The sequence below is a fragment of the Pseudoxanthomonas kalamensis DSM 18571 genome, assembly GCF_010211745.1.
Taxonomy (GTDB): Bacteria; Pseudomonadota; Gammaproteobacteria; order Xanthomonadales; family Xanthomonadaceae; genus Pseudoxanthomonas_A; species Pseudoxanthomonas_A kalamensis.
This window is the reverse complement of record NZ_PDWQ01000001.1, coordinates 283,280-304,908: the sequence shown is the minus strand read 5'-3', so window position 1 is coordinate 304,908 and position 21,629 is coordinate 283,280. Positions and strand designations below refer to the sequence as shown.

Annotated in this window: 20 protein-coding genes; 13 read left to right on the top strand and 7 right to left on the bottom strand. The window is 67.3% G+C overall.

The features are described 5' to 3' along the window. Positions 1–47: 47 nt before the first annotated feature. Together uvrD and CSC70_RS01355 are read left to right on the top strand one after the other, a co-directional pair. Positions 48–2,234: a DNA helicase II gene (uvrD, locus tag CSC70_RS01360; RefSeq protein ID WP_162454839.1), complete on the top strand. Its 2,187-nt coding sequence runs from the start codon at positions 48–50 to the stop codon at positions 2,232–2,234. Between the two features lie 94 nt (positions 2,235–2,328). Beyond that, positions 2,329–2,775, top strand: a complete 447-nt coding sequence (locus CSC70_RS01355; RefSeq protein ID WP_162454838.1) for a universal stress protein — start codon at positions 2,329–2,331, stop codon at positions 2,773–2,775. 19 nt (positions 2,776–2,794) lie between these two features. Here the strand turns inward: CSC70_RS01355 and alr are convergent, their stop codons facing one another. The 4 genes from alr to CSC70_RS01335 all read right to left on the bottom strand — a co-directional run bounded on the left by alr (position 2,795) and on the right by CSC70_RS01335 (position 7,003). Next, positions 2,795–3,868 (bottom strand): alanine racemase, encoded by a 1,074-nt coding sequence (gene alr, locus CSC70_RS01350; RefSeq protein ID WP_162454837.1) that lies wholly within the window; start codon positions 3,866–3,868, stop codon positions 2,795–2,797. A gap of 19 nt (positions 3,869–3,887) precedes the next feature. Next, positions 3,888–5,150: a heme biosynthesis protein HemY gene (locus CSC70_RS01345; protein ID WP_162454836.1), complete on the bottom strand. Its 1,263-nt coding sequence runs from the start codon at positions 5,148–5,150 to the stop codon at positions 3,888–3,890. Further along, on the bottom strand, positions 5,147–6,169 hold the full coding sequence (locus CSC70_RS01340) for a uroporphyrinogen-III C-methyltransferase (RefSeq protein WP_162454835.1): 1,023 nt from the start codon (positions 6,167–6,169) through the stop codon (positions 5,147–5,149). Before CSC70_RS01340 ends, CSC70_RS01345 begins: the two co-directional genes overlap by 4 nt. Before the next feature lie 63 nt (positions 6,170–6,232). Beyond that, positions 6,233–7,003, bottom strand: coding sequence for a uroporphyrinogen-III synthase (locus tag CSC70_RS01335; RefSeq protein ID WP_162454834.1), 771 nt, complete (start codon positions 7,001–7,003; stop codon positions 6,233–6,235). A 17-nt stretch (positions 7,004–7,020) separates the two neighbouring features. On the opposite strand from CSC70_RS01335, the gene CSC70_RS01330 reads away from it, so the two are divergent. The 5 genes from CSC70_RS01330 to CSC70_RS01310 all read left to right on the top strand — a co-directional run bounded on the left by CSC70_RS01330 (position 7,021) and on the right by CSC70_RS01310 (position 10,152). Continuing rightward, positions 7,021–7,479 carry a YiiD C-terminal domain-containing protein gene (locus CSC70_RS01330; RefSeq protein ID WP_162454833.1) on the top strand — a complete coding sequence of 153 codons (459 nt, stop codon included), beginning with the start codon at positions 7,021–7,023 and terminating at the stop codon, positions 7,477–7,479. Positions 7,480–7,491: 12 nt separating this feature from the next. Then, on the top strand, positions 7,492–7,953 hold the full coding sequence (locus CSC70_RS01325; RefSeq protein WP_162454832.1) for a hypothetical protein: 462 nt from the start codon (positions 7,492–7,494) through the stop codon (positions 7,951–7,953). Between the two features lie 73 nt (positions 7,954–8,026). Then, positions 8,027–8,461 carry a rhodanese-like domain-containing protein gene (locus CSC70_RS01320; protein ID WP_162454831.1) on the top strand — a complete coding sequence of 145 codons (435 nt, stop codon included), beginning with the start codon at positions 8,027–8,029 and terminating at the stop codon, positions 8,459–8,461. An 82-nt stretch (positions 8,462–8,543) separates the two neighbouring features. After that, a complete protein-coding gene (secB, locus tag CSC70_RS01315; RefSeq protein WP_162454830.1) occupies positions 8,544–9,074 on the top strand; it encodes a protein-export chaperone SecB in 531 nt (176 codons plus the stop codon). Between the two features lie 55 nt (positions 9,075–9,129). Further along, positions 9,130–10,152, top strand: coding sequence for an NAD(P)H-dependent glycerol-3-phosphate dehydrogenase (locus tag CSC70_RS01310; RefSeq protein WP_162454829.1), 1,023 nt, complete (start codon positions 9,130–9,132; stop codon positions 10,150–10,152). Between the two features lie 115 nt (positions 10,153–10,267). Here the strand turns inward: CSC70_RS01310 and CSC70_RS01305 are convergent, their stop codons facing one another. The 3 genes from CSC70_RS01305 to CSC70_RS01295 all read right to left on the bottom strand — a co-directional run bounded on the left by CSC70_RS01305 (position 10,268) and on the right by CSC70_RS01295 (position 11,942). Then, a complete protein-coding gene (locus tag CSC70_RS01305) occupies positions 10,268–10,822 on the bottom strand; it encodes an outer membrane beta-barrel protein (protein ID WP_162454828.1) in 555 nt (184 codons plus the stop codon). Positions 10,823–10,984: 162 nt separating this feature from the next. Continuing rightward, the gene (gene trmL, locus CSC70_RS01300) at positions 10,985–11,464 is read right to left on the bottom strand and encodes a tRNA (uridine(34)/cytosine(34)/5-carboxymethylaminomethyluridine(34)-2'-O)-methyltransferase TrmL (RefSeq protein WP_162454827.1); all 480 of its coding nucleotides are present in this window, start codon (positions 11,462–11,464) and stop codon (positions 10,985–10,987) included. Between the two features lie 52 nt (positions 11,465–11,516). Beyond that, the gene (locus tag CSC70_RS01295) at positions 11,517–11,942 is read right to left on the bottom strand and encodes a hypothetical protein (protein WP_162454826.1); all 426 of its coding nucleotides are present in this window, start codon (positions 11,940–11,942) and stop codon (positions 11,517–11,519) included. Between the two features lie 445 nt (positions 11,943–12,387). Here CSC70_RS01295 and CSC70_RS01290 point away from each other — a divergent pair, with 445 nt between their 5' ends. From CSC70_RS01290 to CSC70_RS01265, 6 genes are all read left to right on the top strand, one after another. Next, positions 12,388–15,240, top strand: coding sequence for a M16 family metallopeptidase (locus CSC70_RS01290; protein ID WP_162454825.1), 2,853 nt, complete (start codon positions 12,388–12,390; stop codon positions 15,238–15,240). A 107-nt stretch (positions 15,241–15,347) separates the two neighbouring features. After that, entirely contained in the window at positions 15,348–15,668 is a 321-nt protein-coding gene (locus CSC70_RS01285) for a DUF4156 domain-containing protein (RefSeq protein ID WP_162454824.1), read from the top strand. A 110-nt stretch (positions 15,669–15,778) separates the two neighbouring features. Then, positions 15,779–16,795 carry a 3-oxoacyl-ACP synthase III gene (locus tag CSC70_RS01280; protein ID WP_162454823.1) on the top strand — a complete coding sequence of 339 codons (1,017 nt, stop codon included), beginning with the start codon at positions 15,779–15,781 and terminating at the stop codon, positions 16,793–16,795. 155 nt (positions 16,796–16,950) lie between these two features. Continuing rightward, positions 16,951–18,093, top strand: a complete 1,143-nt coding sequence (gene fic / locus CSC70_RS01275) for a protein adenylyltransferase Fic (protein WP_162454822.1) — start codon at positions 16,951–16,953, stop codon at positions 18,091–18,093. Then, a complete protein-coding gene (locus CSC70_RS01270) occupies positions 18,090–20,009 on the top strand; it encodes an ATP-binding protein (protein WP_162454821.1) in 1,920 nt (639 codons plus the stop codon). Before fic ends, CSC70_RS01270 begins: the two co-directional genes overlap by 4 nt. Continuing rightward, positions 20,006–21,628 carry a site-specific DNA-methyltransferase gene (locus CSC70_RS01265; protein ID WP_162454820.1) on the top strand — a complete coding sequence of 541 codons (1,623 nt, stop codon included), beginning with the start codon at positions 20,006–20,008 and terminating at the stop codon, positions 21,626–21,628. The genes CSC70_RS01270 and CSC70_RS01265 overlap by 4 nt, the downstream gene beginning before the upstream one ends. Position 21,629 lies beyond the last annotated feature (1 nt).

Sequence of the window (21,629 nt, the reverse complement as noted above, 5' to 3'; positions counted from 1 at the left end):
GCCCGTACGGTCGCAGGCGACGCGACCGCACGGCGTAAAATGCCGCGATGGATGTTTCCCACCTGCTCGACGGCCTGAACCCGGCCCAGCGCGAAGCGGTGTCGGCGCCGCCGGGGCACCTGCTGGTGCTGGCCGGCGCCGGTTCCGGCAAGACCCGCGTGCTGACCCATCGCATTGCCTGGCTCAACGAAGTGCACGGGGTGCCGGTGCACGGGATCTTCGCGGTCACCTTCACCAACAAGGCGGCGGCCGAGATGCGCCACCGCGCCGACGCCATGCTCCGAAATGGCGGTCGCGGCATGTGGATCGGCACCTTCCACGGCCTGGCCCATCGCCTGCTGCGGCTGCACTGGCAGGAGGCGAAGCTGCCGGAAAGCTTCCAGGTGCTCGACAGCGACGACCAGCTGCGGCTGGTCAAGCGCGTGGTGCAGCAGCTGGAGCTGGACGAGGGCCGCTTCCCGCCGCGGCAGATCGCCTGGTGGATCAATGCGCAGAAGGACGAGGGCCGGCGCCCGCAGCACCTGCAGGCCGATCCGCGCGACGAATGGGGCAGCGTGATGCAGCGCTGTTACGCGCTGTACCAGGAGCGTTGCGACCGCGCCGGTCTGGTCGATTTCGCCGAACTGCTGCTGCGCGCGCACGAGCTGCTGCGCGACAATCCCGCGCTGCTGGCGCACTATCGCGCCCGCTTCCGCGAAATCCTGGTCGACGAGTTCCAGGACACCAATGCCATCCAGTACGCCTTCGTGCGGGTGCTCGCCGGTGACTCGGGTCACGTGTTCGTGGTCGGCGACGACGACCAGGCCATCTATGGCTGGCGCGGGGCCAAGGTCGAGAACGTGCAGCACTTCCTGCGCGACTTCCCCGGCGCGCAGACCATCCGCCTGGAGCAGAACTACCGCTCCAGCGCCAACATCCTCAACGCCGCCAACGCGGTGATCGCCCACAACCCCGACCGCATCGGCAAGCAGCTGTGGACCGACACCGGCGATGGCGAGCCGATCGACCTGTACGCGGCCTACAACGAGATCGACGAAGCGCGCTACGTGGTCGAACGCATCCGCCAATGGGTGCGCGACGGCGGCAGCTACGGCGAGGCGGCGGTGCTCTACCGCAGCAACGCGCAATCGCGGGTGCTGGAGGAAACCCTGCTGGCCGAACAGGTGCCGTACCGGGTGTACGGTGGGATGCGCTTCTTCGAGCGCGCCGAAATCAAGGACACCCTGGCCTACCTGCGACTGGTGGCCAACCGCGCCGACGACGCGGCGTTCGAGCGCGCGGTCAACACCCCCGCACGCGGGATCGGCGAGCGCACGCTGGACGAAGTGCGCAAGCGCGCACGTGCGCAGTCGTGGTCGCTGTGGAGTGCCGCGCGCAGCCTGGCGACCGAGGACGGCGGGCTGGCCGCGCGCGCGCGCAATGCGCTTGGCGCGTTCCTGGTCCTGATCGATGCGCTGTCGGGCGAGGTCGCCGAGCTGGAGCTGAAGGACAAGATCGACCATGTGCTGATGCGCTCGGGTCTGCGCGAGCATTACGCGCGCGAATCGAAAGGCTCGATCGACTCGCGGGTCGACAACCTGGACGAACTGGTCTCGGTGGCTTCGCGTTTCCAGCGCGACGAGGACGACGAAGAGGCCGCGCGGCTGAGCGAACTGGTCGCCTTCCTCGCCTATGCCGCGCTGGAAGCCGGCGAAGGCCAGGCCCAGGCCGGCGAGGACGGCGTGCAGTTGATGACGCTGCACTCGGCCAAGGGCCTGGAGTTCCCGCTGGTGTTCCTGGTCGGGCTGGAGGACGGATTGTTTCCCAGCCACCGTTCGCTGGAGGAAAGCGGACGGCTGGAAGAAGAGCGCCGGCTGGCTTACGTCGGCATCACTCGCGCGCGGCAGAAGCTGCTGCTCAGCTATGCCGAGAGCCGCCGCCTGCATGGTCAGGACCTGTACGGCATCCCCTCGCGCTTTCTGCGCGAGATTCCGGCGGAGCTGATCCATGAAGTGCGGCCCAAGGTGCAGGTATCGCGGCAGTGGTCGCCGGCGGCGACGCGGCCGGCGGTCGGGCATGCGCCGATCGAGACGCCGGCAATCAGGCTGGGAGCGATGGTGACCCATCCCAAGTTCGGCGCCGGCGTGGTCACCGACTACGAGGGCAACGGCGCGCATGCGCGCGTGCAGGTGAACTTCGACGGCGAGGGCTCGAAATGGCTCGTGCTGGCCTACGCCAACCTGCAACCGGCGTGAAACCCGCATGGAACTGGCGGAACTTGATCGCGATCAGTGCATGTCGTGGCCGATGGGTGTGTAATTGATACAACCCACAGCCACGAGGCGCCCCATGTACAAGCACATCCTGATCGCGACCGATGGTTCCGAACTGGCGCAGAAGGGCGTCGATGCGGGTCTGGCGCTGGCGGCCACGCTGGGGGCCGAGGTGCTGGCGCTGACGGTCAGCGAACCGATCGTCACCGGCTTCGACGACGCCATGGGCTGGGCCACCGCCGGCGCGACCGCTTCGGACTTCCAGGCTGCCCGCGAGCAGGAAGGCGCCGCCGTCCTGCAGCGGGTCCAGGCGCAGGCACAGGCCGCCGGCGTTGCTCTCCGCCCCCGCTACCTGCCCGACCGCTACGCGGCCGAGGCGATCATCGAAACCGCGCAGGCCGAAGGCTGCGACCTGGTGGTGATGGCCTCGCACGGTCGTCGCGGCCTGAACCGGCTGCTGCTGGGCAGCCAGGCCAATGAAGTGCTGATGCGCAGCCAGGTGCCGGTGCTGGTGATCCGCTGACGCAGGTCCGCCGCGGAATTCAGTCGCGGTACTCGCGCGCGACCCGCTTCAGTCCGGTCATCAGCTGGTAGGCGCTGCCGCCGCAGCGGGCGGCGACCTCGGCGACCCGGACCCGGTCGCCCCACAGCTGTACCTGGCTGCCGGGCCCGGCTTGCGGGTGATCGCTCAGGTCGACCGTCAGCATGTCCATCGACACCCGTCCGACCAGACGGCCGGGACGGCCATCGATGGATACCGGGGTGCCGGTCGGCGCGAATTGCGGATAGCCGTCGGCGTAGCCCAAGGCAACCACGCCGATCCGCGTCGGCGCGTCGGTGACATAGGTGCCGCCATAGCCGACCGGCTCGCCGGGTCCGAGTTCGCGCACGGCGATGATGCGCGACTCCAGCGTCAGCACCGGATGCAATTCCTCGGCTTCGGCGCAGGGGCCATCGAAGCGGCTGGCGCCATACAGCATCAATCCCGGCCGCACCCATTCGCGGCGCGCCCGCGGCCACGCCAGCAGCCCGGCCGAGTTGCCGATGCTGGTTTCGGACACCGGTAACGGCGAGCACACCCGGTCGAAGGCATCGATCTGCTCGGCGGTGTGCGCGCAGGCCAGTTCGTCGGCGCGCGCCAGATGGGTCATCGCCACCACGCCGGCGACGCCGGGTAGTGCATGCAGCCGGCGCCATGCCTCGGCGAAGCCGGCGGCATCGAAGCCGAGCCGGTGCATGCCCGAGTCCAGTTTCAGCCAGACCCGCAGCGGCCGCGTCGGCGGGTGCCGTTCCAGCGCCTGCAATTGCGCTTCGGTGGCGACCACCGGCCACAGCCCGTGGCGGTCGACCAGCGTCAGCTCGTCGGCGTCGAAACAGCCTTCCAGCAGCACGATCGGCTGCGCGATGCCGGCCTCGCGCAGTTGCAGCGCTTCCTCGATGCAGGCCACGCCGAAGCCGTCCACATCGGCGGCCAAAGCCTGTGCGCAGGCGACCGCGCCGTGGCCGTAGGCGTCGGCCTTGACCACGGCGAGCGCGCGATCGCCGCCCAGCCGGCGTGCCAGCCGGTAGTTGTGGCGAAGGGCCTGGAGGTCGATGCGGGCGCGGGCGGGGCGCATGGAACTCGTGTGGATGGGCTCAACCGCGCAGTTGCGGCAGGCCGTGCTCGTTGCGCGCTTCCACCACCGCTTCGTCCTGGATCTGCTTCTTCAGGTCGCGGCCCGGCAGGGCCTGGGTGGCTTCGCCTTCGCGGGCATGGATGGCGTTGGCGTAGCTGCGGCGGGCCAGCGACTCGTTGCCGGCGGCGGTGTAGCCGTGCCCGAGTTCCTCCCATGCTTCGGGGCCGGCGCCCTGGGCCAGTGCGCGATGCAGGAAATCCTCCGCCTGCGGCCATTGCCCCTGCCGGCGGGCCAGCCGACCCAGCGCGACCAGTAGCGCCGGGCTGTCGGGGTGTGCCTGCAGCCAGCGTTGCGCGCTGGCGCGGCGCGAGTCCAGCTTGCCGACTGGCAGCGTGCCGTACAGCGCCACCAGCGATTCGTCCCAGCGTGCGTCCAGCGCGTGTTCGATGCTGCGCACGGCGGCATCGTCCCAGCGCAGCGCGGCGGCGCGACCGGCATAGGCGGCGACCACGTCGGCCTGGTTGCGCGACGGCTTGGGCAGGCTTTCCCAGCGTTCGGCCAGCACGTTGGCGTCGGTCGCTTCGGCGATGGACTGCACCGCCAGCCGCGACTCCAGCGCGGCCAGTTCCGCGTCGGGCATGGCCTGCTGCTGGCGCAACGCGCCGAGCATGCCCCAGGCTTCGCCGGCGCGATGGGATTGCAGCAGCGCTTCGATCCGCAGCGCCAGTCCACGCGGCGGTAACGGTTGCACTACGGCGGCATCCAGCGCGGCCAGCGCCTCGGCCGGGCGCTGCAGGGCCAGCGCGCGATCGGCCGCGGCCAGCGCATGCGCGCGCGGATGGTCCTGTGCCAGCGCGTCCAGATGCTGGCGCGAGGCCGCATCGTCGCCACGCGCGCTGGAGGCGCGCAGGGCGGCTACGCGCGCGATCACGCCGACTTCGCGGTCGCCGGCGGCCTGCACCAGCAGCTTCTCGGCTTTCGCCCACTGCCCGCCATGCAGGGCCTCGAAGCCGTCGATCAGGCGCGCCCGCGCCTGCTTGCGCCGGTAGCGGCCCCAGGCGCGGAACGGCAGGCTGACGATCTTCCACGCCAGCCACAGCAGCAGGAACAGCAGCGCCAGCGCCAGCAGCGCCGCCGGCAATGAAGCCTGAGCGTCGTGGCCGGCCACGCGGACGAAGACTTCGCCGTAATCGTGCGCCGAAGGGTGGCCCAGCCATTGCGCGCCGAGCACGCCGGCCAATACCAGCAGCAACAGGACCAGGATCAGTCGCAGGGCTTTCATGGCGTGGCCTCCTTCGCTGCCGGCGTGGTCGGGGCAGGATCGCGCATCGTGCTTTCGCGCAACGCGCGCAATTGCTGCAGGCTGCTGCCAAGCACCGGATCGGCCGGACGCAAGGGCGCGGCGCGCAGCGCGGCCAGTTCCGTGCGCTCGTGCTGCAGCGCGGCCGATTCGGGCCACAATCGCGGCAGCCAGGTCTGCACGCGCTCAAGCGCACGGTCGAAGGCGGCATCGTCGCCGCGTTCCAGCGCGGCCCGCGCCAGCGCCAGTTCGATTTTCAGTGCCGCGACGCCGGCGCTACGGTCGTTCGGCGACAGTGCCGGGTTGTCTTGGCTGGGGCGGATATCGACCAGCGGCGCCAGCGCGCGCTGCCAGGCCGGGCGCGCGGCAGCGTCGGTGGCTGCCTGTGCGTGCGGTATCGCGTCCAGGCGGCTTTCCAGCGCATCCAGGCGCGCGCCCAGCGCGGCCTGCGGCCCGTCGCCGAGCGCCTCGGCGGCGGCACGTTCCTGTGCCAGCGCCTGTTTCAGGTTCAGCAGCCGCGGATTGTCCAGACTGTCGAGGATGCCGGCGGCCAGCGCATAGGCGCGTCGCGCGGCGGCCGGGTCGTCGGCCAGGGTCAGACGTTCGCCGGCCAGCGACAGCAGCAGTTCCGCTTCGTCCAGACGCAAAGCGGCTTGCGGGCCTTCGCGATCCTGCCGGACCAGGGTGTCGATGCTTTCCTGCAGCAGGTCGTTGCGCTGGCCGAGGCCGAGCACCTCGTCGCGCAGCACCTGCTGGCTGGCGCTGGCGCTTTGCAGCCGCTGCGCCTGTGCGCGTGATTCGCGATTGAGCGACTCGACCCGGGCTTCCAGCGCCTCGATCCGCTGTTCGGCCGCGTCCAGCCGCACCTGCTCGCCGGCGTTGCGCGCTTGCCACCATGCCCAGCCGCGCCAGACCGCCAAGCCGATCAGCGCCAGCACCACCAGCGCGAGGATCCAGCGCCAGGGCAAGCGGGTGCGGACAGTGGTGTCTTCTTCGTTCACGCGGGCATCCTTGATCGAGTCGCCGACCTGCGGTCCGTGGCCGCAGGGATTCCGTCGATCATGTTAGTGGAAGCGCACGCCGATGGCTTCCGCCGCCGCGGAAGCCAGTTGCGCCGGACGCGGGCCGGTGGCCAGCCGCACACGGCGGAAACCGGCCGCGCGCGCCTGCGCCGCCAGCCGTTCGCTGGCGACAATCGCGGGAATCCGCAACAAGGCCGCGCGTTCGGGCGGCACCAGCACGGCCAGCAATGCCTGCAGCGCGCCGCCACTGCTCAACGCCACGCAGGCGGGACGATCCAGTTCGCGCAGGCGCTGTCGCGCGCGCGCGGCCGGGACGATGGCGATGCGTTCGTAGACATCGGCGCGCAGCACCCGTGCGCCACGGCGGCGCAACGCCGGCGCCAGCGCCTCGCGGCCTTGCGGCGCGGTGACCAGGCCGACGCTGTGGCCGCGCAGGCCGCGTAGCTGCGGCAGGTCCAGCAGGCCTTCGCTATCCATTCGTGCCGGTGCGATCACGTCATCGATGCCGAACCGGCGCAAGGCGGTGGCGGTGCCGCTGCCGACCGCGATCCACACCTGGCCGCGACGCGGCTTGAGCGTCGCCAGCGCGGCAGCGTGGCGGACCGCGGCCGGGCTGGTGAACAGCACGCGATCGGCCGCCAGCGCGTTGCGCAAGGCGTGGCGAGTGTCACGGTCGTCGCGACCCTGCAAGCGCCACGGCGACAACGCCAGCAGGCCGCCGCCGCGTCGCGCCGCCGCCGCGCGCAAGCCGGCGTGGCCGCCCTGCGGGCGCAGCGAGATGACGTACCATCCGGGCGGGCTGATCGGAGCCATGACCGGGATTATGTTCGATGCCGCTTGAAGCCGCCTTGCAGACACTGCGTGACACCTGTGCCGCCATGCCGCCGCTGGCGGCGCTGGGGGTCGCGGTGGACGGCTATGCCGATGGCCGCTTCGGGGTGCGCGCGCCGCTGGCGCTGAACGTCAACGACAAGGGCAACGCCTTCGGCGGCAGCCTGACCTCGCTGATGACACTGGCCGGCTGGGGCCTGGTCAACCTGCAGCTGCAGCTGTCCGGGCTGGAGGCCGAGGTGTACGTGGCCGACAGTGATATCCGCTATCGGGCCCCCGTGTACGACGACCTGCGCGCCGAGGCCTGGCTGGCCGACGGCCAGTCCTGGGAGGATTTCCTGGCCACGCTGCGCCAGCGCGGGCGCGCGCGGGTGCGGATCGAAGCAGGCGTGCCGCTGGCTGAAGGCGGGATGGCTGCCGAACTGGGCGGGCGCTTCGTGGCGATCGCCAAGGGTTAGGATGCGGGCATGATGACGAGCAACCGAGCCGTGTCCACGGCACATCCGCGCGGATTCTGGCGCTGGGCGCTGCTGGGCCTGGTCCTGCTTGCAGTGGCCGGACAGGCCGAGGCGGTGGGCAAGCGCAAGAAGGCGCGGCTGCTGGAACAGACCCAGATCGCCTATGCCACGGCCGTGCGCTGGGGCGAATTCGAATCGGCCTGGGAGTTCGTCGAACCCGAGACGCGCGCCGAACGCCCGCTGACCGATCTGGACCTGGAGCGCTTCCGCCAGGTCGAGATTTCCGGTTATCGCGATGTCAGCAGCGCGGTCGAGCCCGATGGCGGCATTGTGCGCAACATCGAGCTGCGGGTGGTCAACCGCCACACCATGGCCGAGCGGGTGGAACGCTATCGCGAGCGCTGGCAATGGGATGACGAAGCCGAGCGCTGGTGGCTGACGGTCGGCCTGCCCGACCTGTGGGACGGGCAATAGCCATTGCGCGGCGGCGGACGGCCCGCTGTGCGACAATCGCGCCCCTTCCCGGCAACTACCCCCATCGCGGATCGTGGATTTGGAAACCCTCAAGGCGTTCGCCGCCAGCAGCCCCATCCTGTCGCTGGCCCTGGTCGTGCTGACCGTGGCCATCGTCGCCAATGAATTTGCCCAGCTGTTCCGCGGCTACAAGACGCTGCGCCCGGCCGGGCTGACCCAGCTGATCAATCAGGAAAGCGCCCTGGTGGTCGACCTGTCGGCCAGCAACGACTTCGAAAAGGGCCACATCGCCGGCAGCCGCAACGTGATGCCGAGCAGCTTCGACCCGGAAAACAAGACCCTGGCCCAGGCGCGTTCGCTGCCGGTGGTGCTGGTCTGCCGCAACGGTCAGGCCTCGGCCGCGGCGGCCAAGCGGCTGAAGAAGGCGGGTTTCGAAAAGGTCCATTGGCTGGACGGCGGCATCGTTGCCTGGCAGCAGGCCGACCTGCCGCTGGTCAAGGGCCGCTGAGCCGGCCACCGGGCGCCGTTGGCGCCCGCATGCGATAATCGACCTCTTTTTTCACACTCACCAGATTCACGGAGCCACGGCAATGTCCGACGAAACCAGCAACGGCGCAGCGGCGCCGGCCCCCCAGAACAACGGCCCGGCCTTCAGCGTCGAGAAGATCTACGTCAAGGACCTGTCCTTCGAAGTGCCGGGCGCGCCGGGCATCTTCACCGAGAACGTGCAACCGGAGTTGAACCTGAACCTGAACCAGCAGGTCCAGCGCATCGGCGATAACGCCTTCGAAGTGGTGTTGGGCGTGACCCTGACCTGCAAGGCCGGCGACAAGACCGCCTACGTGGCCGAGGTCAAGCAGGCTGGCATCTTCGGCCTGACCGGGATGGAGCCGCAGACCATCGACGGCCTGCTCGGCACCCAGTGTCCGAACATCCTGTTCCCGTACGTGCGCCAGCTGATGAGCGACCTGATCCAGGCCGGCGGTTTCCCGCCGTTCTACCTGCAGCCGATCAATTTCGACGCCCTGTACGCCGAAACCCTGCGCCAGCGCGCCGCCCAGGCCCAGGCCGGCGACGGCCAGCAGCTGGCGGCCGACACCGAAGCGGCCGGCAACGCCTGATGCGGTTTTCCCCGGTCCGTCGCCACGGACCGGGACGCGGCGGCCCTCCGTTCCGATGATGCAAGCGCTGAACATCGCCGTGCTCGGCGCCGGCTCCTGGGGCACGGCGCTGGCGTCGCTGATGGCCCGTAACGGCCATGCCGTGACCCTGTGGGGTCGCGATGCGGCGGTCGTGGAGGCGATCGACCGCCGCCACGAGAATCCGCGCTACCTGCCCGGTATTCCGCTGCCGGACACGCTGCGCGCGACCACGGATCTGGCCGCAGCGATGACCACGGCCGACCTGGTGCTGGTGGTGGTGCCTTCGCATGCCTTCCCCGAAACCCTGCGTGCGCTGGCGCCGCTGCGCCCGGCCGCGGCCGGCGTGGCCTGGGCGACCAAGGGTTTCGAGCCCGGTTCGGGCCGGTTCCTGCACGAGGTCGCCGAAAGCCTGCTCGGCACGGAGGTGCCGCTGGCGGTGGTCACCGGGCCGTCGTTTGCCAAGGAGGTCGCGCAGAACCTGCCGACCGCCGTCACCGTGCACGGCGCCGATCCGGCGTTCACCCAGCGCATGGCCGAGGTTCTGCATGGCGCGGCCTTCCGCGCCTACACCGGTGACGACATGGTCGGTGCCGAACTCGGCGGGGCGATGAAGAATGTGCTGGCGGTGGCCACCGGCGTGGCCGACGGCATGCAGCTGGGCCTGAACGCGCGCGCCGGCCTGATCACCCGCGGCCTGAACGAAATGCTGCGGCTGGCCGCCGCGCTCGGTGCCCGTCCGGAAACGCTGATGGGCCTGGCCGGGCTGGGCGACCTGGTGCTGACCTGCACCGGCGACCTGTCGCGCAACCGCCGCCTGGGCCTGGCGCTGGGCCGCGGCCAGGCGATCGACGCGGCCGTGCGCGAAATCGGCCAGGTGGTCGAGTCGGTGCAGACTGCCAACGAGGTGATGCGGCTGGCCGACCGTTGTGGGATCGAACTGCCCATTTCCAGCGCGGTGCGCGCAGTGCTGTGCGGCGAACTGACGCCGGTGGACGGCCTGCAGCAGTTGCTGGCACGCGAACAGAAACCCGAATACCCGCAGACGCTGTTCAAGTAGCCGCTGTTCGCTGCGCTGGCCCGAGCGCGGGCAAAGAAAAGCCCGGCAGGGTGTCGGCTGCCGGGCTTGGGTGGCGACGCGGGAGAGAGGTCGCGCCGCCGGGGAACGACGCGCTTTACCAGGTGAAGCGCGGGCCGATGAACCACTGGGTATCGTTGTCGGCGAACTTGACGTCGCCGCTGAGGCCCCAGTTCGGGCTGAACTTCACCTGCGCGCCGAGGCGGCCGTAGAAATCGCCGTCGTAATCGCTGCCGTCTTCCCAGCCGGCCAGCGCATAGCCTTCCAGGTTGCGGGTCAGCGCGGCGCGCACGCCGACTTCGGCGCTGTAGCCGTTGAAGTCCTGCGGGTCGGTTTGGTAGCGCTCGTAGGCGACCCGGCTGAGCAGGTCGACCTGCGACGTCAGCGTGTGGTTGTAGCCCACGCCCAGCACCAGGTGGTCGATGTCGAAGTTGATGTTGTCGACTTCCTGGCTGTCGTAGCTGCCGAACAGGTGGAAGTTGGGGGCGATGGCCGCCGAACCCTTCACTGCCCAGCCGTCGGTGTCGGGCGAGTTGTCGAGGTTGGCGGCGGTGTAGCCGCCTTCCAGATAGTTGTAGCTGACGCCATCGGCGGCCGAGGCGGCGAACGGAGCGGCAAGCAGCAGGGGCAGTGCAAACAGGGAATTTTTCATGGGGATTCGATCTCGTTTTTGGTTTTGTCCGCCGCCTTGCACGCGATTGCGGTGCCGGCGACGGTGCAATCGATTATTCGCTCGCGGCGGAAATCGCCCCTGAACCTGGCGCTGAGCCGATACTGAATTCAGCCGCGGTAACGGGAACTTTTCCGCGCCGGTTCAGTTGCCGCCGGCGAAATCCATCTGCCGCCAGGCTTCGTACACGACCACGGCGACGCTGTTGGACAGATTGAGGCTGCGGCTGTCCGGCCGCATCGGCAGGCGCAGGCGCTGTGGCGGCGGCACTTGCTCCAGCACCTCCTGCGGCAGGCCGCGGGTCTCCGGGCCGAACAGGAAGGCGTCGCCCGGCGCATAGCGGGGCGCGTCGTGTCGCTGCCGGCCGCGGGTGCTGAGGGCGAACAGACGCTTCGGCGCGATCGCGGCCAGGGCGTCCTGCAATGTCGGGTGTACCTGCATGCGTGCGTATTCGTGGTAGTCCAGTCCGGCGCGCTTGAGCTGGCGATCGTCCAGGGCGAAGCCCAGCGGTTCGATCAGGTGCAGCCGCGCGCCGGTGTTGGCGCAAAGTCGGATCACGTTGCCGGTGTTCGGGGGAATTTCCGGCTGGTACAGCACTACGTCGATGTCGGGGCTGGCGCGCATCGCGCCGAGTGTAAGTGAAGCGTCCGCGGTGGGCGGGAACCGGGGTTCCCGCTCAGCGGATCGACAGCGTCTGCGGCAGGGCGATGGCGCCGATGGCGACCGAGCTGGCAGCTTCGCGGGTGGCGTGCACGACCACGGCCGGCAGGTCGATGACACGCTCGCTCTGGCTGGCGACGTAGTAGGCCAGGTCTTCAGCGGCAGGGCGGACGCTGACAGCGGCCAGTTCGACGACCTGGTTGGCGTGGTAGTAGGCCAGGTCTTCGGCAGCGGGGCGCACGGTGACGGCGGCCAGGTCGACGATCTTGTTGGCTTGGTAGTAGGCCAGGTCTTCGGCGGCCGGGCGAACGGTCACGGTCGGCAGGTCGACGATGGCCAGTTCCTGGGCAGGCTTGGCGGTGTGGGCGGACAGCAGCATCGAACCGGTGCAGGCGGCGAAGATGGCGGCGGCGGTCAGCGGGAGCAGGGTCTTGGCGTTCATGGGTGCCTCGTTGGTGTCATTGATCAGTGGTGTGGTAGTAAGGTAGTACACCTAATCGGCTGTAGCAAGCAAAACTTCTGTTCCGGTCATTTTGATTCAGCTTTCAGTCAGGTTTGCGGCGAGTGGTTGGTCTTGCCCTAATCCAAAGCACAAGCTGTGCCAACCATATCTATTTGATTTTCATGAATTAATTAGCGGGATGTCCGCTGTCCGTTTGGCTGTCCGGTCCGATCCCCGGCTCGCGCCCATCCGGTTCAATACCGGTTGCAGAAGACATCCATTTCATGGGATGCAGGACGGCCGCAGAGGGTTGCCGTGACCATCGGCACGGCAAGACAGGGCCATGACCTGTGGACGGTGCCTGCCCTGACCGCAGCGGTTAGGCTTGGGTGTTTCCGCATCCGGCCGCCCTGGCCGTCCACTACATAAATCACAAGGAGTGACCATGTCGGTCCACACACTGCGCCCGCGCCTGCTGGCGATCGCCCTTGCCGCCTCGGCCGTCGGCCTGTCCGGCCTGCCGCTGCAGGCGCCGGCCAAGCACTCGCCCGCTCCGGTGGTGGACATCGCCTACGAGCAGTTCACCCTGCCCAACGGCCTGCGCGTGGTGGTGCATACCGACCGCAAGGCGCCGATCGTGGCGGTCAACATCTGGTACCACGTCGGCAGCAAGGACGAACCGGCCGGCCGCAGCGGCTTCGCCCACCTGTTCGAACACCTGATGTTCAACGGTTCGGAGAACGCCCCCGGCGAATTCTTCACCCCGTTCAAGGCGGTCGGCGCCACCGGCCAGAACGGCACCACCAACTCGGACCGCACCAACTACTTCGAGAACGTCCCGACCACCGCGCTGGACATGGCGCTGTGGATGGAATCCGACCGCATGGGCCACCTGCTTGGCGCGATCGACCAGAAGACCCTGGACGAGCAGCGCGGCGTGGTGCAGAACGAGAAGCGCCAGGGCGAGAACCAGCCTTACGGCCAGGTCTGGGAGAAGTTGGGCCAGGCGCTGTATCCGGAAGGGCATCCGTACCACCACAGCACCATCGGCTCGATGAACGACCTCAACGCCGCCTCGCTGGAAGACGTCAAGCAGTGGTTCCGGGCCTGGTACGGCCCCAACAACGCGGTGCTGGTGCTGGCCGGCGACATCGACCTGGCCACGGCCAAGGAAAAGGTCGCCAGGTACTTCGGCGACATCCCGGCCGGCCCGAGCCTGGCCCAGCCGAAGGTGGATGTGGCCCAGCGCCCGGCCGACACCCGCGAAGTGATGCAGGACAAGGTCCCGCAGACTCGCATCTACCGCTTCTGGAACGTGGCCGAGACCGGCACCACCGACATCGACCAGTTGCAGGTGCTCAGCTACGTGCTGGGCGGCGGCAAGTCCTCGCGGCTGGATACGCGCCTGCTGCACCAGGACAAGCTGGTCGACAACATCGGCACCTATGTCGGTCCGTCGCAGCTGGGCTCCAACTTCGGCATCATCGCCACGGTCAAGCAGGGCGTCGATCCGGCCACGGTGGAAACGGCGATCCAGCAGGAGCTGGACCGGCTGCTGAAGGATGGTCCCAGCGCCGACGAGCTGGCGCGGGCCAAGGTCGCCATTCGCGGCGGCTTCATCCGCGGCGTCGAACGGATCGGCGGCTTCGGCGGCAAGGCCGATGCGCTGGCCGAATGCACCATCTACGAAAACGACCCCGGTTGTTTCCGCAAGTCGCTGGCGACGCTGACGACGGTCAGCGGCGGCGAGTTGCAGGCGGTCGGCGCCAAGTGGCTGGGCACCGGCAGCCATACCCTGGTCGTCGAGCCGGGCGAGCGCACCCCGCTGGCCGAAGCGCCGGCGGTGAGCCCGGCGCCGTTCGAGCTGCCGGCGCCGGACCCGAAGTACACCACCCTGCCCACCCAGGTGGACCGCAGCCAGGGCGTGCCGAAGACCACCTCGTTCCCCGAGCTGAAATTCCCGACGATGCAGCGGGCGACGCTGAAGAACGGCAGCCAGCTGATCCTGGCCGAGCGCCACGACATCCCGGTGGTGCAGCTGAGCTACGAGTTCAAGGGCGGCTACAGCAGCGATCCGGCCGCCATGCCCGGCGTCGCCAGCTTCGCCACCGGCCTGCTGGACGAAGGCGCGGCCGGTGTCGGTTCGCTGGCCTTCGCCGACAAGGCCGACGCGCTGGGCGCGCGGCTGGGTGCCGGTGCCGCGCTGGACGGCAGCAACGCCTTCCTGTCGGCGTTGAAGGAGAACCTGGACGATTCGCTGGGCCTGTTTGCCGACATGCTGCGGCGGCCGAACTTCGATCCGGCCGAGATCGAGCGCATTCGCGCCAGCTGGATTGCCGGCATCCATCAGGAGAAGGCGCAGCCGCAGGGCATTGCCTACCGGGTGCTGCCCGCGCTGCTGTACGGCAAGGGCCACGCCTACTCCGCACCGGCCACCGGCAGCGGTACCGAGGCCTCGATCGCGGCGCTGAGCCGCGACGACCTGCTGGCCTACCAGCGCAACTGGCTGCGGCCGGAAGGCGCGACCGTGATCGTGGTCGGCGACACCACGCTGAAGGAAATCGTGCCGCTGCTGAACAAGCACTTCGGCGACTGGAAGGGCGAGGGTGCGGCGCCGGCCGCGCCGGTAGTGGCCGCGGTGGCACGTCCGGCGCAGCCGCGGGTGTTCCTGATCGACCAGCCCGGCGCGGTGCAGGCCAACCTGTTCGCCACCGAACTGGTGCCCTCGACCAAGGATCCGCGGGCGACCGAGTTCGAGATCGCCAACGGCGTGCTGGGCGGCGACTTCACCGCGCGCCTGAACATGAACCTGCGCGAGGACAAGCACTGGTCCTATGGTGCGCGCAGCTCCGCCGATGGTGCGCTGGGCCAGCGTCTGTGGACAGCGGCGGCGCCGGTGCAGATCGACAAGACCGGCGAGGCGGTGCAGGAGATGCAGCGTGAGATTTCCGACTACGTCAGCGGCAAGGTGCCGCCGACCGAGGAGGAAGTGGCGCGGATCAAGGCAATCCAGACCCTGAGCCTGCCGGGTGCCTACGAGACCATGTGGTCGGTGATGGGCACCATCGGCGGCATCGTCCGCTACGACCGTCCGGACGATTACGTGTTCAAGCGCAAGGCCGAAGTCGAGGCGATGAGCGTCGACCAGGTCGCGGCGGCGGCGAAGATCCTCGACCCGCAGGCGCTGACCTGGGTGGTGGTCGGCGACCTGAAGCAGACCGAGGCCCCGATCCGCGCCCTGAACCTGGGCCAGGTGCAGGTTCTGGACGCCGACGGCAATCCGGTGGCCGGCAAGTAAGGCCGGCCGTTGCTGTACCGCTCAGCCGATGCCCGCCACAATGGCGGGCATCGCGTTTCCGGCCGTTGCACCAGCCGGAAACCCCCGCCACCCGATCGAGGACTCCCATGCGCAAGACCTGCCTGCTGCTGACCCTGCCTGTGTTGTTGTCCGCCTGCACCTGGGTCCACCTGGCCCCGGAGGCCAAGGCGATCAAGGTGATCGCCGCCGGCGCGGCCCCGGCTGGCTGCCAGAAGCAGGGCGAGATCGAGGTCTCGGTCAAGGACAAGGTGGCCTTCTACGAGCGCAACGACCTGAAGGTGCTGGACGAGCTGGAGACCCTGGCCCGCAACGAGGCTCCGGGGATCCAGGCCGATACCATCCAGCCGCTGTCCGACCCGGCCGACGGCACGCAGCGCTTTGCCGCCTGGCGCTGCGGCAGCCGCTGAGCCCCGGCCTGCGGGGCTCTGGTGGCCCGCAAATGTGAAAAATGATGCGGGCGGGGCCTGAAGCCGGTACTCTTGTCGGCCCTTCGGCCTGATCCCATGGGCGAACACCGATGCTTTTCGAGAACGTTTCCATCGCGGGACTGGCGCATGTCGATGCGCCGCATACCCTGACCTCGGACGAGATCAATGTCCGTCTCAAGCCCACGATGGACCGGTTGGGCATCAAGACCGACGTGCTGAACGACATCGCCGGCGTGCATGCCCGCCGCCTGTGGGACGCCGACGTGCAGGCCTCCGACGCCGCCACCATGGCCGCGCGCAAGGCGCTGGACGACGCCGGCATCGCCGCCGACAAGGTCGGCCTGCTGGTCAACACCTCGGTCAGCCGCGACTTCCTCGAGCCGTCCACCGCCAGCATCGTCTGCGGCAACCTTGGCGTGGGCGACCAGTGCATGACCTTCGACGTCGCCAACGCCTGCCTGGCCTTCATCAACGGCATGGACATCGCCGCGCGGATGATCGAGCGCAGCGAGATCGACTACGCCCTGGTCGTGGACGGCGAAACCGCCAACCTGGTGTACGAGAAGACCATCGAGCGCCTGAACGCGCCGGGCGTGACCGAAGAGGACTTCCGCAACGAACTGGCCGCCCTGACCTTGGGCTGCGGCTCGGTCGCCATGGTCCTGGCCCGCAGCGAACTGGTGCCCGACGCCCCGCGCTACAAGGGCGGGGTGACCCGCTCGGCGACCGAGTGGAACAACCTGTGCCGCGGCAACCTGGACCGCATGGTCACCGACACCCGCATGTTGCTGATCGAGGGCATGAAGCTGGCCAGCAAGACCTTCGTGGCGGCCAAGGTCGCCCTAGGCTGGGCGGTCGACGAACTGGATCAGTTCGTCATCCACCAGGTCAGCCGCCCGCACACCCAGGCCTTCATCAAGGCCTTCGGCATCGACCCGCAGAAGGTCACCACCATCTTCAACGAACACGGCAACATCGGCCCGGCCAGCGTGCCGATCGTGCTGAGCAAGCTGAAGGAACTGGGCAAGCTGAAGAAGGGCGACCGCATCGCCCTGCTCGGCATCGGCTCGGGCCTGAACTGCACGATGGCCGAAGTGGTGTGGTAACGCTCGACCTGCTTTTCGCAGGCGGCACTTCGGGATGGATTCATTGGTGTGGAAGCGCCGCCGCAAGAGGCTGAGCGGAAGCTCATGTCGAAAAATTATTTATTTTTCGACATGAATGATTCATCATGCCGACGCCATCGACATGAAGCGGCGACATGGATCCCCGATTTCCCTATAACGATCTGCCGCCACTACCTCCTCCCGTCGATCTGGAGACGCGCGATCTGTTGAAAGCCTGCATCGCCGCTCACAAAGCGCTAGCGGGCTTGCGACAGGCAACGGGGCATTTGCCCAATCCGGCGGTATTGATCAACACCATCCCGATTCTCGAAGCGCAGGCCAGCTCCGAGATCGAAAACATCGTTACCACCACGGATGAGCTGTTCCGCTATGCGGAACATATCGATGGAGCCGACCTCGCAACCAAGGAGGCGCTGCGTTACCGCAGTGCCCTGTATGAAGGCTTTCAGTCGCTGATGGAGCGGCCGTTGTCCACCACGACAGCGGAGGTCGTCTGTACCCGCATCAAGGGCGTGCAGATGCAGGTGCGCAAGGTGCCGGGCACGGCACTGGCCAACCAGCAGATGCAGGAAGTGATCTACACCCCGCCGGTGGGCGAGTCGCTGCTGCGCGAAAAACTGGCCAACTGGGAACGCTACATCCATGAGCAACGCGACATCGATCCGCTGATCCGCATGGCCGTGGCGCACTATCAGTTCGAAGCCATCCATCCGTTCACCGATGGCAATGGTCGTACCGGCCGTGTGTTGAACCTGCTGATGCTGATCGAGCAGGACCTGCTGGATCAACCGGTCCTGTACTTGTCGCGTTACATCATCGAGCGCAAGGCCGATTATTACCGGCTTCTACTGGGCGTGACTCGGGATGGAGCTTGGACCGAATGGGTAGCCTACATGCTGGATGCCGTGGCCGACACCGCGCGCTGGACCACTGCCAAGATCGACGCCATTCGCGGATTGTACGAACAGGCATGCGACTGGATCCGCACGCAGCGACCCAAGATCTACAGCCGCGAACTGGTTGATGTACTGTTCAACCAGCCCTACTGCCGTATTCAGAACGTGGTGGATGCCGACATCGCCAAGCGCGAGACTGCAGCGCGCTACCTGCGCGACCTCGTGTCCATCGGCGTGCTGCAGGAACAGCGCATGGGTAAAGAAAAGCTGTTCCTGCACACGGCCTATCTACAGCTTCTGTCCAACGGCGATCATCGCCTGCCGTCTTATGCTGCGGACATGGCCTTCAACACGGCTTCCCACTCAGGCAGTCGGTCATGACGAGCGCGCATGAACTGCTGCAGAGCCTGAATTTGCTCGATGAGCATGAGCGCATTGAAGCCAAGCGTTCCGATGAAGTCGGCAAATCGTTGCTGGAGACGATTTGCGCCCTTGCCAACGAACCCGGATTGGATGGTGGGTGGATCCTGCTTGGTGTCATCCGCGAAGAACTCGCGCTGTTCCCAAGCTACGAAGTCGAGGGCCTGGACCAGCCCGACAAGATCAGTGCGGACTTGGCCAGTCAATGCGCCACCACGTTCAACCAGCCCGTTCGTATCCAGATTGCAACCGAACAGCTGGATGGCAAGACGGTCATCGTGGTGTCCGTGCCGGAAGCCGCAGCACAGGACAAGCCAATTTATTTCAAAGCGCAAGGCTTGCCGCGCGGCGCATTCCGCCGCATCGGAAGCACCGACCAGCGCTGCACCGAAGATGACCTTCTACTCCTGTATCAAGGCAGACAGGTCGAGAGCTTCGATGCAGGGCTCGTGCCGGATGCCGCCATGGACGACTTCTCACCGGACGCCATCGCCGAGTACCGCGCCGCCCTCGCCGAAACCTACCCGGATGCCGAAGCGTTGCGCTGGAGCGATGAAGACCTGTTGCAGGCCTTGGGTTGTACGCGCCGCGATCCGCAAGGCGAGTGGCAATCAACGGTGGCCGGCCTGCTCCTGTTTGGCAAGTCAACAGCGCTGAGGCGTTGCTTCCCGATGACACGCGTCGATTACATCCGCGTTCCCGGCCGGGATTGGGTGCCCGATCCCGAGCGACGCTTCGACACACTCGAAATGCGTGACCCGCTGTTCCGGCTCGTCCGCCGCGCCCAGGCCGCCGTCCTCGACGATCTGCCCAAGGCCTTCGGCCTGCAGGAAGGGGAACTACAACGACAGGACCGGCCATTGATCCCACAGGTCGTGATCCGCGAAGCCCTGGTCAACGCGGTGATGCACCGCAACTACCGCAACCATGCCCCGATCCAGATCATCCGCTATGCCAACCGCCTGGAAATCCGCAACCCGGGTTTTTCGCTGAAATCGCCGGAGCACCTGGGCGAACCCGGCTCCGCGCCGCGCAACCCCAAGATTGCCGCCGTGCTTCATGAAACCCGGTTCGCGGAAACCAAGGGCAGTGGAATCCGTGTGATGCGGGACAAGGCCGCCGAAGCCGGCCTGACCCCACCGCTGTTCGAGTCCGACCGGGGGCGGGACCAGTTCGTGGCCCGCTTCTTCTTCCACCACTTCCTCGGTGAGGACGACCTGCGCTGGCTGGCCCGGTTCCGCGACCTGCACCTGAATGATGCCGAGGCCCGGGCGCTGGTGGTGGCCCGGGAAGCTGGCGCCATGGACAACGCCACCTATCGCGACCTGAACAAGGTGGATACACTCGCGGCCAGCGCCGCCCTGCGCAGGCTGCGCGATGCCGGGCTGTTCGAGCAGCAGGGGCGGGGATCGGCCACCTGGTACCGCCCGACGGATGCTCTGCTCGGCGAGGGCACGGCTGAACGAGAGGCCTTGTCTGCCAAGCCCAAGGGCTTATCCAGTAACCCAGGCGACGTATCTAGTAACCTGCCCGCCTTGTCTAGCAACCCTGCCGTCCAACACCCCGAGGAAACGGTGGATGCGCGGGCACGACTGCTGGACGAACTGCCCGGTGCCCTCGCGGCGCAAGTGGGCGGGCTGGGCAAGCGCAACGTGCCCGAAGCGGTCTCCGGCCTGGTGGTCGACCTGTGCGGCTTGCGCGCATGGAGCGCCGACGAATTGGCACTGCTGATGGGACGAAATGCCGAATACGTCCGCCAGAACTACCTGCGCCCACTCATGCGGGCTGGGCGGATCACCATGACCCGTCCCGAGGTGCCAAACGATCCCGAGCAGGCATATCAGGCCATCGACGGAACGGGAAACGGACAGCAATGACACACAAGTACGACGACCTCGACCGCGATGCCCTGATCCGGCTGCTCAAGCGCCGCGATGCCGAGCGCCAGCTGGGGCTGGTGTGGGAGCGCGACGAGATCGATGCAGATGCTGCCGTCAACAATGATTATGTGGCGCTGGAGCTGGATGCGGAGTTGAGTCACGGCGCTGCGCCGTGGGACAACTTGATCATCGAGGGCGACAACTTCGATGCACTGCGTGCGCTGCGCGCCAGCCACAAGGGCGCCATCCGCTGCATCTACATCGATCCGCCGTATAACACCGGCAACCGCGATTTCGTCTACAACGACCGCTTCGTCGACAAGACCCACCGCTTCCGCCATTCGCTGTGGCTGGAGTTCATGTACCGCCGCCTGCAGCTGGCGAAGGACCTGCTGGCCGACGATGGCGTGATCTTCGTCAGCATCGACGACAATGAGTTGTTCCGGCTCGGGATGTTGATGGATCGGGTGTTTGGCCACGATGGTCACGTTGCGACCTGCATCTGGCAGAAGCGCTATTCGCGTGAGAACCGTGAAGCGATCGGAGATGCGCACGAATACTTGCTTGTATTCGCAATCAATCCAGAAAAATTCAAAGAAGCGAGAGGCAGAATTCCGCTCACACAAGATCAAGCCAAAATTTATCGGAACCCTAACGATGATCCGAAGGGCCGTTGGCGTGGTATCCCAATGACTGCACAAGGATTTCGACCCAATCAGATGTATGAGATCAAAGGACCTGATGGACGAACTCACACTCCACCGGAAGGACGCTGCTGGTCTACTGTTGAATCTGAATTCGAGAAATTAAGGGAAAACGGCCGCATCTACTTCGGTAAGGATGGGACGGCGCAACCAAGCGTCATTCGCTACCTCTCAGAGGTCGAGGGGCTAGTGCCGTGGACTTGGTGGCCTCATGAAGAAGTTGGCCACACTGACGAAGCTCGGAAGGAAATCCAGTCGATCTTCGGCACGCAAACTGCGTTCGACACGCCGAAACCGGTACGCCTGATGGAACGCGTGCTGCGAATTTCAATGAAGCCCGGCGATATCGCACTCGACTTCTTCGCCGGCTCCGGCACCACCGCGCACGCCGTGGCCAAACTCAACGCCGAAGATGGCGGCAACCGTAAGTTCATCCTGGTCAGCAGCACCGAAGCCACCGAAGACAATCCCGGCAAGAATCTCTGCCGCGATGTCTGCGCTGAGCGCGTGCGCCGGGTGCTGGGCGGTTACACCAATGCCAAGGGCGAAGCGGTGGCGGGATTGGGCGGCGGTTTCGCCTACCTGCGCGCGCGCCGCATCCCCAAGCACCGGCTGTCGCTGAAGCTGGACCATCCCGAGATCTGGAACGCCTTGCAACTGCTGCATGGCCATCCGCTCACACCATGGCAAGACGGCGGCTTTGCCGTGGACGAGGCCGATGATGGCAGTGCCATCGCGTATCTCGCCGATGCTTATCCCGCCAGCAAGACCCGCATGGACGAATGGCTGGCGCAGCGCGGCACGCAGGCGGCGACGGTCTACAGTTGGGCGCCGGAGCGCTATCGCACCACCGATTCGCCACATGACTGGCGCCCCATCCCGCAACACCTGCGCGAACGCTTCGGACGCTGAC